The organism is Sorangium sp. So ce124 (assembly GCF_051525235.1).
In the GTDB taxonomy this organism is placed as follows: Bacteria; Myxococcota_A; Polyangia; order Polyangiales; family Polyangiaceae; genus Sorangium; species Sorangium atrum.
Genome location: NZ_CP150312.1, coordinates 2,697,010 through 2,711,303, shown reverse-complemented (window position 1 = coordinate 2,711,303; position 14,294 = coordinate 2,697,010). Strand labels below are relative to the sequence as shown.

The following is a 14,294-nucleotide window of genomic DNA, read 5'->3' as shown; positions in this document are numbered from 1 at the left end:
CCTGGTTCGATGGTCCGTCCCGGCGGCCAACGCGCGTGGTTCCGCCCCGGCCGACACGCGCTCGCCATGAAGACAAAGACACCGTGAGCGCGCTCCGCGCTGGCAGTGAAGACGATTGACTGCGCCGAGCTCGCAGCACGCGGCCCCGGCGCCGCCGTCGCGTCCGCACGACAAGCGGAGCCCCGGAGTCACCGGAAGCGAAGCCAAGCATGAGCATGTGGGACCACCCCCCTACCCTTCACGCTGGTCCCGGAGGAGCAGTTGCACCGCGGCTCATCGGCGGCTCACAAATCGGCGCGACGGGGCGACCTCGCGTTCGCCCCCGCTGTCATGCTGCCCGGCATCGCCGCCGGACGCGCGCGCTCAAGGAGCGCGGTAGGACACGATCTGGCCTTCGAAGCGGTAGTCACCGCCGTTGGTCCAGAACACGTCCTGACCTTCCGGGGCGAGGATGCGCCAGGCGAAGTGCTGGCCCAGCGCGAGCACGACGGTCGAATTGCTCGCGAGATCGTGGGCCTGGACGCTGCGGTTCCGGCTCATGTCCGTCGAGAAGAGCGTCGAGCCCCTGAGGGCCAGCCCCCCCATCGAGCCACCCTGGTAGATCAGCGTCTTCGCCCCTCCGGCGATCGGCGCCTTGAACACGCCGCCGTCACCGGTGTTGGCCCAGTAGACGAACTGCGCGTCCACCGCGATCCCGGCCGGCTCGCCCTCGTTCTCGGCGATGACGGTCACGTCCCCGCCCGCTTTCGCCACCTTGTAGACCTTGTTCGTCGTGGCGCCGCCGGTCCAGTAGATGTTCTCTGCGTCCTGCGCCAGGTACTCCGGAGCGCCCGCGTCGGCCGCGAGGACGACGGGCGCGCCGCCGTCGAGGGGCATCTTGTAGATGTTGTGTCCGTCGCCATCGCCGAAATAGACGGACGACTCGTCTCCGGTGACGCTCAGCACGTAGCCGATCTCGACGAGCGTCTCCATCTCCAGGGTCGATTTGTCGACGCGCTTGAGCGCCGAGGGGATGACCGGATCGTTGTCTCCGCCGCTCGCCCAGTACACGTGGGAGGCGTTGACCCACAGCGCCTTGGGGTCGGGATCCGCTGCGGTCATCGCCTCCACCTCGGTGGTGCCCGGCTTGACGCGATAGATGTACCCGTCGTTCGAGTCCGCGGGCGCGGTGGCCTCGGTGCCGCCGCTCGCGAAATAGAGGTAGGTCTCGTCGGCGGCGAGCGCCATCGGGTAGGCGTGCTGGCTCGCCATCACCCCCGCCGGGATCATCCCGGCGTAGAAGGTGCCAACGGAGGTGGTCTCCGTGATGAGCTCAGCGGCAGAGACCTCGTGACGCTCGAGCGGCGTGAAGAGGTCGGAGCCCGTCGGCGCGGAGAAGCCGTAGGCATCGAGGACGGTATTCTCCCCGAGCTCCGCCTCGAGCTCGACGGTGATCGGCAGCGTGAGTTTGATCGGCTTGGCGAACGTCTGCCCCTCCGGACCGAGGCGGTACGTGGGGCCTACCGCGCCCTCGCGGGCGTCCTCGATGCTCTCGATGGTGAGCTCCGTCGCCGCGCTGACCGCCCCCGGCGGCACTTCGATCTTGAAGCCATCATCCCCGGTGAAGACCCCGCCCTGAGCGTCGACGGAGAACTGGGGCTCAGTCTCCTGCGTGGCGTCGTCGCCCGCGTCCGCCTCCCCGCACGATACGCTGCCCAGCCCGCCCGCCACGCACGCCAACACCATGAATGAGGTTCTTTTCATCGACTTGCTCCTCCGCGGGCGGTCACCGCCGCCCACGATGGACAGGGTTGCAAGCAGCGGCACGACCGGAGTCTCCACGGTCGCGACCTGTTAAGATTCGAACATGCCACAGAGGCGCCTCTGTGCGAGTTATTCGTCGAAGTCCAGGGCATGTGTTCGAATCGAACACATCCTATATCGATGTTTCGTCCGACAGAGCCGTCCAGAACATGCAGTTGCGCCGCGGCTCCCCCGCGGCTCATGAATCGACGCGAACGGGACGAATCCGTCGACGCGATGGCGCGGCGCGCGCCGCGCCATCACGGGCAGCAGTGGAGAGCGTCGTGGGCCGGCGGAGGCTCGCTTGGCGGCGCTTCAGCGCCCGGAGAGCGGCGGCAGCCCGGCCTGCGCCGAGAGCCGGGCCATCGCGAGCTTCGCGGCGACGAGCGCCTCCTCCGGCGTGCGGCCCGTGGCGGAGAGGTGGCCCATCTTGCGGCCGGGGCGGGCGACCCGCTTGCCGTAGAGGTGGAGCCGGACGCCCGGGATCTCCAGCGCGGCCTCGAACGGCGGCGGCGCGCCGCCGAGCCAGACGTCGCCCAGCAGGTTGAGGATCGCTGCGGGGCGGACGATCTCGACCGAGCCGAGCGGCAGGTCGCACACGGCGCGGACCGCCTGCTCGAACTGGCTCGTCGCGCAGGCGACCTCGGACGCGTGATAACTGTTGTGGGGCCGCGGGGCGAGCTCGTTGATGAGCAGGCGGCCGTCCTTGAGCAGGAAGAGCTCGACGACGAGCAGGCCCTCGACGCGCAGGCCGACCGCGAGGTCGAGCGCTATCTGGACCGCCTGCCCCGTCACCGCGGCCGAGAGCGGGCCCGGCAGCAGCGACCAGTCGAGGATCTGGTCGACGTGGTGGTTCAGCGCCGGCGGGTAGACCGCGAGCTTGCCGCTCGGGCTCCGCGCGACGAGCACGGAGAGCTCGGCCTCGAGGTCGAGCGCCTGCTCGACCACGCAGCGCTGGCCGCCGAGCGACGCGAAGAGCGCCGCGGCCTCGCGCTCGAGGTCGCCGACGCCGCCAGCGCCGCCGTCGGCGCCATCGTTCGAGCGGGTGTTCCCCGAGAGCCGCAGCTGGCCCCGGCCGTCGTATCCGCCGACGCACGACTTCACGAAGCACGCCCCGCCCATGGCGCGCGTCGCCTCGAGGAGCTGCTCGCTCGTCGCGACCTCGCGGAAGGGCCCCACCGGGAAGCCGTTGCGCGACAGCCACCCCTTCTGGACGCCGCGGTCCTGCACCATGGCCAGCACGTCGGCCGACGGGCGCACCGGCGCGAACCGGGCGGCGGCCACGAGGCCGTCCGTGGCGACCTTCTCGATCTCGAGCGTCACCACGTCGCACTGCGACGCGAGCTCCGCCGCCTGCGCGACGTCGTCGAACGAGGCGACGATGCAGCGATCGAGCACCGAACGGGCCGGGCAGTCCGGGTCGGGGTCGAGGGCGTGGACCTTGTACCCGAGCGTGCGGGCGGCCAGCGCCGTCATGCGGCCGAGCTGGCCGCCACCGAGGATACCGAGCGTAGAGCCGGGAGCGATGGGCATTTCCGGAGGACCTGTACGAGGGGGAGGGAAAGGAGGCCTGACGAGGCCCGACGAGCTAGACGATGACCGAGTCGCGTAGCACCGCCGCCTCCTGGGCGCCGCGGAAGGCGGCGAGGCGCTCGCGGAGCTCCGGGTGCTTGCCCGACAGGACCGCCGCCGCGAACAGGGCCGCGTTGGCCGCCCCGGGCTTGCCGATCGCCATCGTGGCGACGGGGACGCCCTTCGGCATCTGGACGATCGAGAGCAGCGCGTCCATGCCGTTCAGCGCCGTGGCGGGGATGGGGACGCCGATGACGGGCAGCACCGTCTTCGCGGCGACCATCCCGGGCAGGTGGGCGGCGCCGCCGGCGGCGGCGATGATCACCTCGATCCCGCGCTCCGCGGCCGTGCTCGCGTACTCGAACATCCGGTCCGGCGTGCGGTGCGCCGAGACGACGCGCACCTCGTGCGGGATGCCGAGCTGCGTGAGCAGCTCGCTCGTGACGGCGAGGTGCTCGTAGTCGCTCTTGCCGCCCATGATCACGCCGACCCAGGGCTTCTCGGCCGAGCTCGCTCCCATTTCCGCCGGGGTCCGGCCCTCGCCGGCCCCTCCCTGCGCCATCGTGCTCATCGTTCCACCGCTCACCGGCTCCTCATCCATCGGTCATTGGCATCCGTCATCGGTCGACGCACCGCACGCCCCGCGCCCGCGTCAGCGCGTGAGCTGATCCAGCAGGCTCAGGCTCTCGCGCTCTTCCTCGCCGATCTCGCCGTCGGACGAGATCATCTCGCGCGCGGCGTCCAGGAAGAGCTGCCGGTGCGCGCGCGGGATCTTCATCGGATCCACGTCGTCGGCCGCGGGCGGCAGCTCGAGCCAGCCGCGCACCTGCTTGGTCTCCTCCGCGTCCAGGTGGAGCCGCAGGATCATCTTGCGCACGAACTCGCGCTCCTGGTCGCGCACCTGGAGGTCGGCCCAGGCGAACGAGCAGATGAACCGCATCAGCTGGAGGCGTTCTTCGCGAGAAAGCTTGTCGAGCATGGGCGGGGACTCTAGCCCGGATCCGCCAGCGTTTTGTGTGGAAATCAGCGAGCCGCGCGCCGCGTAAGGGGATTCCCGGTTCCTCGGTTCTTGCACCTTGTGCCTTCCGGCGCTCGCGTGGTCGCCCTGGTACGACTGCAGTGCTAGCCACCGCCCGGGCGCCCGCTCCTCGCCGCTCAGCGGTACGGGCGGGCGACGCGCGGGCCGCGCAGGAGCGCCGCCACGTGCAGCTGCGCGCCGAGCAGATCGCGCAGGGTCGCCGGGTCCTCCAGCGGGGCCGGCAGCGTGATCACGATGGCGTGCGGGGCGATCCGGAGCGCGCGCGTGCGGGCCTGGAGGCGCTTGACCGCCTCGCGCGCCCCGGGCGAGGCGGCGCGCAGCTGCTCGGGGTCGTCGGGGTCGAGCGCCGCGTCGAGGGGCGGATCCACCACCAGCGTGATCTCGGAGCGCTCGGGGTGGGGGCCTCGCTCGAAGCAGGTGTCGACGTGGAACGTGGCGCCGTCGACCTGCGCGTCCCGGATGCGCATCCGGCCCACCTCGAAGCGGCCGTGGACCTCGGCCGCGAACCGCTCCCAGGCCGCGCGCATCCCTGCCATCGGCGTGGGGGGCGGGATGCGCTCGTTCACGGCGCCGATCTCGGCCGCCAGCGCGGCGAGGTGCTCCAGGAACGCGCCGAGCCAGGGCTGATCGTGGCCCGGCGTCCGGGACCGGACCGACACGTGCTCGTCGTCCAGCCGGACGTCGTCGAAGGCGAGCAGCGCCCGGCGCAGCGGCCCCGCGACGACGGCGCGCACCTGGCCGGGATCGCGCCCGCGCACGCGGTAACGGCGGCCGAAGCCCTCGTCGTCCTCGGACGACAGCGCGAGCAGGAAGCGCTTCACGCCGACCTCCAGGTCGAGCCCCCACGACGGCCAGCGCAGCTCGCCCACGAGCGCGCCGCTCGACGAGGACCCCGCGTCGATCGACACCGACGCCGCGGCGCCGGAGAGCGTGCCCGAGAGGCGGAGCTCCAGCGCGTCGAGGGACAGGCCGTGGCGCGCGCCGACCGCCTCCCAGACGGCCCGCCACCGCCCGGAGCCGATCTGCCGCCGCATCGCGCCGAGGCCGGGCGGGGCGTCGAAGACGCCGAGCACGAGCGGCGTCGTGTGGACGACGCCGTCCGCGCGCGCGAGGTCGACGCGCACCTCGAGCCCCCAGACGAGGGCGACCCAGCCGGCGTCGAACGACGGCGCGACGGAGCGGGGGATCCGGAACCGGAAGGGCAGCTCCCGCCCCTCGTCGCGGCTGTCCGCGCGGCGGAAGGCGGTGAAGCGGTGCGCCTCGGTCGCGCGGTTCGGCGCGGAGCGGTCGGCGCTGAGGAGGCGCTCGACGCCGACCAGCGAGATCTCGATCCCGCGCACGCCGCGGCCCTGCACGTTGCCGAGGGCCACCGCCCCCGAGATCTCGTCGCCCGGCGCGAAGACGCGATCGTCGAGCGAGACCTCGACGAACGGGCTGTCGCCGCGCGCCGTGGTCCCCGCGGCCGGCGACCGGGCCGGGCGCGTGACGGGGCGGGGCGTGACGAGCACCTCGTAGGACTCCTGGACGTCGAGCCACCACGGGATCGCGATGGAGAGCGTGATGCCGTAGCGGATCTCGGCGCGCGTGCCGAGGTACGAGCAGGGCGCGTCGGCCGGGAGCGGGAAGCTCGCGCGGTAGCGCTGCTCGCCCTCCGGGAGCGTCGTCGCCCCCGAGACGCGGGCGACGAGCGAGAGGAAGTGGGGCGGCACGAGGACGCGCTCCTCGACGCGGGCGACCTGCATGCCCTCCAGGTGGAGCTCGACCGCGTCGATCGGCGTCCTCCCGCGGCAGCGGAGCACGAGCTCGACGAGGACGACGTCGCCCGGGTGCACGGTCCTGGACATCCGGAGCTCGACGTCGGGTCGGGTTCGCATGGTGTCCGGCTCAGCGCGGCGGGCGCGGGCTCACTTCACGAGCGGGGCCGGGACGGTCAGGCGGATCGGCCCCCGGGGAGCGCCGCGCTCGAACAGCTCTCCGCGCCGGTCCGCGACGCCGAGGCGCATGAGCCCGTCCGCGCGCAGAAGCGCGAAGGGCGCGCGCGGGGCCGGCGCGTCGCGGGCCGAGCCGCCCCGGCCCGCGTCGAACGGGACGACGAAGACCACGACGTCCTCGGCGGCGGCGGCCGGCGCGCGGGGCGGCGCGGGGCGGGCGCAGCGCCCGGCGACCGTGGCGTTCCTGTCCTCGGCGGCGCAGCGCGCGAGCGCGCGGCGATCGTCGTCGGCGCTGCTCCGCGCGAGGTGGTCGGCCGCCGCGAGGCGGACCGCCTCGGCGGGGTCGCGCGCGAGCAGGTCGCGGGCCGCGCCGCCGTCGCAGCGGGCGCCGGCCACGGTGAGGGCCGCGAGCGCGTTGGCCCGCACGTAGGGGCGCGCGTCGGGCAGCGCCGCGCAGAGCGCCGCGGCCGCGCGGGCCGGCTGCCCGGCGCGGCCCGCGGCGCGCCCGATCGCGCCCGCCGCGTTGCCCGCCACGGCGGCGTCGGGGTCCTTGAGGAGCGGCACGAGAAGCGGGAGCGCGTCCTTGTCCCCCGCCGCGCCCAGCGACCAGACCGCGTTGGCGCGGACGCCGGGATCCGGATCGCCCGCGAGCTTGCGGAGCGCGGCGGCGGCCTCCGGGTGCCCCGCGAGCGCCTCGGCGATCTTGCGGCGATCGTCGATGGGCGCCGCCGAGGCCATCCGCGCGAGCGCGGCGCCCGCGGCCTGCCCCGGCATGCGCCCGAGCCCCTCGATCAGCGCGTCGCGCGCGGCGTCCGGCGCGCTCGCGATCGCGGCCGCGACCTCGTGGACGAGGCCCTTGCCGCTCGCGTCGCGCGCGGCCTTCGCGTCCGTCGCGCCGCCGGCGCTCCCGGCGCCGCCGGCGTCGTCCGCGCGCGACAGGGCGCCCGAGAGCGCGATGCCGAGCGCGCCGCGGTCCTGCTCCGCCGCGACCGTGAGGCGCTGGAGCAGCGGCCGGGCGCTCCCTGGGCCGGCGACGCGGGAGAGCTCGATCGCCGCCCGGAGGCGCACGTCGGCCGACTCGTCGTCGAGCGCCGCGAGCAGGGCGGCGTCCACGGCCGCGCCGAGCGTCCCGGCCGCGCGCGCGGCCCCGAGCGCCTCGATCACGGCGAGGCGGAGCGGCGTGGAGCGCGCCTTGGCGAGCGGCAGCAGCGCCGCCTGCGCGCGCGGCGAGCCGGTGCGCCCGAGCAGCTGGACGAGGGCGAGCTTCTCGTCGGACGCGGTCGCCGGATCGACGAGCAGGGCGCGCGCGGGATCCACCGCGCGCCCGTCGGGCCGCGCTGGATCGAGCAGCGCGGTCGCGGCGCGGATGGCCTCCGCGCGGACCGCGGGGTCGGCGTCGCCGAGCAGCTCCAGCACGCTGGGCAGCGCCGCGGGATCGCCGAGCGCGCCCAGGGCGCGGAGCCCGTGCCGGAGCGGGACGACGCCCCGCTGCATCCCCCGGACGAGCGCGGGCAGCGCTTCCCTCGCCTTGAGCTCGCCGAGCACGAGCGCGGCGCCCGCCGCGGTGTTGGCCGACGGCGCGGCCGAGAGCGCGGCGACGAGGGCGGGGACGGCCGCGGCGCCGGCGCTGACGAGGGCGTCGCGGACCGCGGAGCGCGGCGCCGCGGGGTTGTCCTTCGCGAGCGCCGCGAGCAGCGCCTTCACGGCCGCTTCGGAGCCGATGCGGCCGAGCGCCCGGAGCGCCGCCTCCCGCACGTCGTTGCTCGAGGCGGCGCTGTCGGACGGCCGCGCCCCCGGGAACGCGCCGGCGGCCCCCGGCGACGCCGTGACGAGATCGGCGATCGCGGACGTCGCGTCGTCCGAGCGCAGCCGGCCGAGCGCGGTCACCGCCTCGACGCGCACGTCCTGGGATGCGTCCTGGAGCGCGAGCAGCAGCGCGCTGACCGCGCGCGGGTCTCCGAGCTCTCCGAGCGCGCGCGCCGTCGCCTTGCGGACCTCCGGCACCGAGTCCTGCACCTTGCCGATCAGCGGCACGACGGCGCGCGCGTCGCCGATCCGGCCGAGGGCGCGCGCGACCTCCGCGCGCACCTCCGGCGCGGTGTCGTCGAGGTGGCCGAGCAGCGGCGAGACAGCGTCCGGGAGCCCCGCCGCGCCCATCGCGGTCGCGGCGGCGAGGCGGACGTGCGGATCGGGATCGCCGAGCACCCGCCCGAGCGCGACGACGGAGCGGTCGGTGGGCGCCGCGCGGATGACGTCGCAGGCCGCGAGCCGCAGGCGCGCGTCGCCCTCGCCGAGCCACTCGATCACGAGGTCCCCCGCGCGCGGCATCCGCAGGCGCACGGCCGCCCCGGCGAGGTGCAGCCGCACCTCGACGTCCGGATCGCTCATGCCTCGCTGGATCAGCCGGATCGCCGTCTCCGGGGCGAGCTCGCCGACGCGGGTCGCGGCCAGGCGCCGCTCCAGGGCGTCGCCCGACGTCAGCGCACGCGCGATCTGCTCCGGCACGTTGGGCCAGAGGGTCGCGGCCGCTCCCCCGGGCGACGCGACCGCGGCGGCCGAGGCGGCGACGACGAGCAGGACCTGCGGCAGGCGGCGCAGCGGCGAGGACGAACGGCGCACGGGCCGAGCGTAATACAGCGGGCGCGGCCACGTCATGGCGTTCCAGACGGGCTCGAGCGCCACGGGGCGACGCGCCGCGGGGCGCGCCGGCCGGGCGCGCCGGCGGGGGACGCCTCCTCACCGCGATCCCGCGGAGACCGCGCGCGAGCCGCGCTGGTCCCCGAGCGCTGCCGCAACCGTCCGTGGCGTGCAACAGTCTGGCGAGGTGTCCAACATGATTCCTTTCTCCGTTCTCGACCTAGCTCCGATCGTCCAGGGCGGAGACGCCGCGCAGGCGCTCCGCAACTCGCTCGATCTCGCGCGCCACGCCGAGCGGCTCGGCTATCACCGCTACTGGCTGGCCGAGCACCACAACATGGGCGGCGTCGCCAGCGCCGCGACGTCGATCGTGATCGCGCACGTGGCCGCCGGCACCTCGACGATCCGCGTCGGCGCGGGCGGGATCATGCTCCCGAACCACGCGCCGCTCGTGATCGCCGAGCAGTTCGGCACGCTGGCGTCGCTCTTTCCGGGGCGCATCGATCTGGGCCTCGGGCGCGCTCCGGGCTCCGACCCGATCACCGCCCGCGCGCTCCGGCGCAACCTGGCCGGCGACGCCGACGGCTTTCCCCAGGACGTCCTGGAGCTGATGGGCTACTTCCGCCCGGCGGAGCCTGGCCAGCTCGTGCAGGCCGTGCCCGGCGCCGGGCTCGGCGTGCCGATCTGGATCCTCGGCTCCAGCCTCTTCGGCGCGCAGCTCGCCGCGGCGCTCGGCCTCCCCTACGCCTTCGCCTCGCACTTCGCGCCGGGCCAGCTGATGCAGGCGATCGCGCTGTACCGCCGGGAGTTCCGCCCCTCGGATCGGCTCGCAGAGCCCCGCGTCATGCTGGGGATCAACGTGGTCGCCGCCGGCACCGACGACGAGGCGCGCCGGCTGTGGACCTCGCTCCAGCAGGCCTTCGTCAACCTGCGCCGCGGTCGGCCGGGTCCCTTTCCTCCGCCGGCCGACGATTTCGAGCGCGACCTGAGTCCCCTCGACCGCGCCGGCCTGGAGCAGGCGCTGGCCTGCTCGGTCGCCGGCTCGCCCGAGACCGTGCGGCGGTGGCTGGACGGCTTCATCACCCGCACCCGCGCAGACGAGATCATCGTGAGCTCGCCGATCTTCGATCACGCCGCGCGGGTGCGCTCGCTCGAGCTCACGGCGGCGGTGCGCGACGAGCTCGCCCGCGCCGGGTGAAGCGCTGCCTCGGCACGCAGCGCTCTCCGTCCGGCTCGTTCGCGGGACGGTGCTCGGCACGCGCGCCGCTTTCGAGGCGGCGATGGCCTGGAAGAGGCGCGCGGCGGGGAGCGCATTGCGGGCGTCTGCCGGGCGGACGGGGGCGAAGTCGACGGGCAGGAGGAAGCCCTCGCCGCCTTGATTGAGCATCCGCTTTGAGACCGGCAGATCGCGGCCGAGCGTGCCGAGCGGGGCAAGGGTGAGCGCGTGGCTGGTGCGGCGGTCGCGCAGGTGGTCCCAGGTGCAAAACCGGCAAATCGCGCCGCTGAGCGCCGCGATCGTGGAGGGCACGTGAGGCCGACCGACGTCTGAGCGCCGAGGCCGATCACGTGGACCACGCGCGCACCCACGCTGCTCACCGTAAGACCTCCTTTGTACGCAGGACCTGACCCGCCCCCGCGCTATACCCTGCGTCCGACATGCACCGAGCCGCATGCTTCCTCCTCCCGTTCACCACCCGCCTGTTCGCCGCGTCGAGCCTAATCGCGTGCGACCTATCGTCGCCGGTGCCGCCGAACGCATCCACCACCGGCGCACCGCCGTCTGGGACGTCTCCGCTTTCCTCGTCCAGCGTCACTCCAACCGCATCCAGTGGCGCCGCGACATCCGCCGGCGTTCTCGCTCCGCCGTCCGCTGTCGCGCCGATCCCCGTGATGACGGGTGGGCGTCCAAAGGTCGATGCAGTCACGCCGTTCGACGTTGATGACTGGCTCACGGCCCGCGGCGTACGGTGGCGGCCCGACGCTGCCTGCTGGTCGACGCTCGTCGTCAGCCCACATCATCAGCGGGTCAACGAATGCAGTTGTAGCGGGACGCTCGTTCTGCCCGATGCCGAGCTGCTCGTGTGTTCTCGCGGGCATGAGCAGAAGGCGGCGCTCATCCCCTATGTGGTGCATACGGTGCTCTATCTTGCAGACAAGGGCGCCCTCCGACCTGTCCTCGATCTGCCCGCCTCAGCCGCCCTCGACGAGTGCCCTCCCCAGAACCTGGCCCTGTGCAAGGTCGCAATCACGCCCAGCGTCGAGGAGGGGGTACTCCGGTTCTCCGACGCCGCGAGGGCTCCCGGCGGCTCCTCCTGCGAAGACGCGCTCAAAGCGATCGACGCGGCCCACCACGGCGCCATGCCCGCGGATCGAGCAGCATGGCAGAACGCCCGCGACATCTTCCGACGCCTGTGCAGTGGACGCGGTCGCTATACCTGGCACGGCCGCGCACTCCGGCGCGCGCCCTGAGCTGCTCACTGCGGTCAAGGGGTCATGAACAGCGATTCCTTAAGGAAGCGCAGCAGGAACGTCAGCGCGAACGGTCCCGGGATAGCAATGTACCCTCCGAAAATCGCGAACTGATGCCGCGTATCTGGATCGCTCCGCATGTCTTCCCGATTCTGGAGGACATGATCCCAGAGCGGGTTGACCCCGGGCGCATAACCCTTGTCGCTCTCTGGGATCGCTGTCACGTTCGTGAGCGGTCCCGTCACCCGATTCGTAGTTTGAATCGTCCGATAGATGGATTGGTGCGTCGCCATGCTGTATGCGCCGCCCACCATCCGGAGCCGCGCCTCGGGACGGCTGTTATACCATTGCACGATCGTGCCGGCGCTCGTGCCCGTGCCGACGCAGTCGAAGGCGTACACCTCGTCGACCCGGCCGATGTTCGAGGCCAGCGCTGGCCACAGAGCGCCGCCGCCGCGGCTAAAGCCGGAAACACCGAGCCGGCCGAGGCGGACATTGCCCGTGCTCTGGAAGATGTGCTGGTCGGCCCAGAGCAGGCGGAGCGCGCCGGCGCAGAGTTCCGGCAGATCTTTGCCGGCCGCGCTGCCGAAGTTCGTGCCGCTCGGCCAGGGGTGAAGCAGCACCACGGCGCGCTGGCTTCGCGCGAGCGCGTCTTCAAAGCCGCAGCGGACGAGGTTGTATCCATTCACATCGATGAAATCGCGCTCCCACGACTGCGCTGTGGCGTCGTCCTCTTCCTTGGGCTTGAGAAGATACCGGGCTAGCGCCGACATATGGTGCGGCTGGTTCACCTGGGTATAGCTGTAGTTCGCCGGGCGGAAGAATACAAGACACGAGGCGAAGCCGTTGGCGCAATGAAGGCAGGCGTCCGGGATGCTCGCGAACCAGATGATCGGTGTCGCGCCCGTCGCGCCGAGCACCAGGAGCCTGGTACCCGGCTTATGCTCGGTCGCGTAATAGCTCCAGACCGCCGCGTAGACTTTCCAGAACGGCGTGATGTCGACGAACTCCGTGCGAAGCTTGATGGAGACAGCGGCATGAAGATTAGCCGCTCCGACCATGTGAACGAGCGGATGCGGGCCTGCGTACGCCGGTTGATTCACCGGCCGTAGCCGCGTTCCGCCGTCGACTACATCGAACTCCTGCTGGGCTCGGAGCACGACATGGGTCATCGCTCCGACGTCGATCAGCACATCCGGGTTCTTGGCCGTACCCTTGACCGGGCCGAACGCAACCGAAAAACTCGCCTTCAGCGAGAGCTTCGCCGCACCGTCCGGGATCTCGTACTCCCGCCGCCCCGGCGCAGTCTGCTTCGGCGTGAGCGGTGTGCCTCCGGCTTCCAATCTCACATCAGCGAGATTGTCCGGGAGAAGCGGGCTGTTTGCGTTTGGCCAGGTGACCGCGATGTGCAGGGTCATCCCTCCTCCGACGCCGAGTAGGGAGGATCGACCTGCCCCTCGAAGGCCAGGTGGGTCAAGTGAGCTCGAAAAATGAGCTCTTCGAGGATGGGCGCTGGTGCCTGCGCTGGGGGCGGCGAGGGCTCGATGGGCAGGCTCTCCAGGAGGGAGATGACCGTGTCGAAGTCCTTGTCAAACAGCGCTTCATGAATCCAGTCCACGGCGATGCTGAGCCATTCCGGCGCAGTCAGGTCGCCGGCGGGCTGTGGGGGCGCATCGATTGAGGCAGCGCGCAACCAGGGGGGAAGGGCATCATCAGGCATGACGAAGCGGTCGCCCGGATAGATGATGTCGGGGGTTCGACCCTCGTACGATGCTCGATTCCGTGCCCAGATTTCACCCCAGCGATCCACGGCGCCAAGATGGCGCGCGGCGATGAGACTCAGTGTATCTCCCGGCTGGACGATATAGATATTTGGTGGTTCCCAGCGCTCCGCTTCGCCTGGTAGAGGATCGTTCTTCGGGGGCAGGAACTCGGGTAGGGAGAACGGTTGGCCAAGGACTTGAACCTTTCGCTCCGCCGAATCGGCATGCAGGCTCAGCACCGTCTCGGTGCCCCCATGGAAGGTCCAGGGGCCTGCCGCATCGGCAAGTGATAGCCTTTCCCAACCTGCGACAAGCGCAAACACGTCGGTTCGTGTCACCAGCATGAGGTGCTGTCGCTCGCCGCTGGGCACCGTGATCGGATCAAGCGCTCGCGCGAGCGTGCGGATGTGCCACGCGTCCCCGTCGGGTGGTGGAGCCGTGCGGCGTGGCTTGCGCTCGCGCTCCTTCAAGCTCTCCCGCAGCTCGGCCAAGCCGACCACGGACGCGTTACCGATGCCAGGCGGTAGGTCATCGACGCGGGCGACGCCGCCAGCATCGGTCGTCCTCGTGAACGTGCCGGCCGGCGTGCGCATGGAGAAGCGCACGCCCGCAATGGGAGCATCGAGTTCATCGAGCAGGGTGATCTCGTAGAACGAAAGCGTGGCCGGCGCCTCCAGAGGCGGCTGTCGCGGCTCCGGTGTTTTCGCACCCACGCCTCGCGGCACGAACGATGCCGGCGTGCGAGCCTCGCGAAAGGCGACGAGCTCTCCCCTCTGCAGGGCTTGCCGCAGGCGAACGCCGATCAGCTCGCGAGCCACTCTCTGGTCATAGGCGTGCAAGCTCGACAAGCTACTGAGCGTGAGCTCGCAGAACATGTCCTGCAGGACGCGAACATTGTCGTCCCGCCAGTCATCGACGGCCAACGAAGCGAACACGGCAGGAATAGGCTCGAGGTGGGCCCCAGCCGGCTCGGCCGGTGCATCACGCGCTCGCAGCACATAGGTCCTCTCACCGCCGAAGCCGTAGAGCCTCCACGCTCTAAATAACCAGTAATCCCCCACCTCGAGAAGGCACTACCACTAGGGTGTAGGAAGCGCAAGC

At 72.2% G+C, this 14,294-nt stretch carries 10 protein-coding genes; 2 read left to right on the top strand and 8 right to left on the bottom strand.

The genetic code is table 11. From position 1 onward, the window contains the following. Positions 1-363 precede the first annotated feature (363 nt). The 6 genes from WMF19_RS10365 to WMF19_RS10340 all read right to left on the bottom strand — a co-directional run bounded on the left by WMF19_RS10365 (position 364) and on the right by WMF19_RS10340 (position 8,943). Positions 364-1,743, bottom strand: coding sequence for a DUF5050 domain-containing protein (locus tag WMF19_RS10365; protein ID WP_437898917.1), 1,380 nt, complete (start codon positions 1,741-1,743; stop codon positions 364-366). A 354-nt stretch (positions 1,744-2,097) separates the two neighbouring features. Beyond that, positions 2,098-3,315, bottom strand: a complete 1,218-nt coding sequence (purK, locus tag WMF19_RS10360; RefSeq protein WP_437898915.1) for a 5-(carboxyamino)imidazole ribonucleotide synthase — start codon at positions 3,313-3,315, stop codon at positions 2,098-2,100. A 55-nt stretch (positions 3,316-3,370) separates the two neighbouring features. Next, on the bottom strand, positions 3,371-3,874 hold the full coding sequence (gene purE, locus WMF19_RS10355) for a 5-(carboxyamino)imidazole ribonucleotide mutase (protein WP_173427451.1): 504 nt from the start codon (positions 3,872-3,874) through the stop codon (positions 3,371-3,373). Between the two features lie 132 nt (positions 3,875-4,006). Then, positions 4,007-4,333, bottom strand: a complete 327-nt coding sequence (locus WMF19_RS10350) for a TerB family tellurite resistance protein (protein ID WP_272101485.1) — start codon at positions 4,331-4,333, stop codon at positions 4,007-4,009. A gap of 176 nt (positions 4,334-4,509) precedes the next feature. Continuing rightward, positions 4,510-6,267 carry a hypothetical protein gene (locus WMF19_RS10345; RefSeq protein ID WP_437898914.1) on the bottom strand — a complete coding sequence of 586 codons (1,758 nt, stop codon included), beginning with the start codon at positions 6,265-6,267 and terminating at the stop codon, positions 4,510-4,512. Positions 6,268-6,297: 30 nt separating this feature from the next. Continuing rightward, a complete protein-coding gene (locus tag WMF19_RS10340) occupies positions 6,298-8,943 on the bottom strand; it encodes a HEAT repeat domain-containing protein (RefSeq protein ID WP_437898913.1) in 2,646 nt (881 codons plus the stop codon). 214 nt (positions 8,944-9,157) lie between these two features. Here WMF19_RS10340 and WMF19_RS10335 point away from each other — a divergent pair, with 214 nt between their 5' ends. Both WMF19_RS10335 and WMF19_RS10330 read left to right on the top strand, forming a co-directional pair. Beyond that, a complete protein-coding gene (locus WMF19_RS10335; protein WP_437898912.1) occupies positions 9,158-10,159 on the top strand; it encodes an LLM class flavin-dependent oxidoreductase in 1,002 nt (333 codons plus the stop codon). Positions 10,160-10,851: 692 nt separating this feature from the next. Continuing rightward, positions 10,852-11,430, top strand: coding sequence for a hypothetical protein (locus WMF19_RS10330; RefSeq protein WP_437898911.1), 579 nt, complete (start codon positions 10,852-10,854; stop codon positions 11,428-11,430). A 14-nt stretch (positions 11,431-11,444) separates the two neighbouring features. Here WMF19_RS10330 and WMF19_RS10325 read toward each other — a convergent pair whose 3' ends face one another. Further along, positions 11,445-12,848: a hypothetical protein gene (locus tag WMF19_RS10325; RefSeq protein WP_437898910.1), complete on the bottom strand. Its 1,404-nt coding sequence runs from the start codon at positions 12,846-12,848 to the stop codon at positions 11,445-11,447. Beyond that, positions 12,845-14,128, bottom strand: a complete 1,284-nt coding sequence (locus WMF19_RS10320) for a LysM peptidoglycan-binding domain-containing protein (RefSeq protein ID WP_437898909.1) — start codon at positions 14,126-14,128, stop codon at positions 12,845-12,847. The genes WMF19_RS10325 and WMF19_RS10320 overlap by 4 nt, the downstream gene beginning before the upstream one ends. Positions 14,129-14,294 lie beyond the last annotated feature (166 nt).

Coding starts and splice junctions, on each gene's coding strand:
- purK (WP_437898915.1), bottom strand. CDS start 3,315: ATGCCCATCGCTCCCGGCTCTACGCTCGGTATCCTCGGTGGCGGCCAG.
- WMF19_RS10330 (WP_437898911.1), top strand. CDS start 10,852: ATGACGGGTGGGCGTCCAAAGGTCGATGCAGTCACGCCGTTCGACGTT.
- purE (WP_173427451.1), bottom strand. CDS start 3,874: ATGGGAGCGAGCTCGGCCGAGAAGCCCTGGGTCGGCGTGATCATGGGC.
- WMF19_RS10365 (WP_437898917.1), bottom strand. CDS start 1,743: ATGAAAAGAACCTCATTCATGGTGTTGGCGTGCGTGGCGGGCGGGCTG.
- WMF19_RS10335 (WP_437898912.1), top strand. CDS start 9,158: ATGATTCCTTTCTCCGTTCTCGACCTAGCTCCGATCGTCCAGGGCGGA.
- WMF19_RS10325 (WP_437898910.1), bottom strand. CDS start 12,848: ATGACCCTGCACATCGCGGTCACCTGGCCAAACGCAAACAGCCCGCTT.
- WMF19_RS10350 (WP_272101485.1), bottom strand. CDS start 4,333: ATGCTCGACAAGCTTTCTCGCGAAGAACGCCTCCAGCTGATGCGGTTC.
- WMF19_RS10345 (WP_437898914.1), bottom strand. CDS start 6,267: ATGCGAACCCGACCCGACGTCGAGCTCCGGATGTCCAGGACCGTGCAC.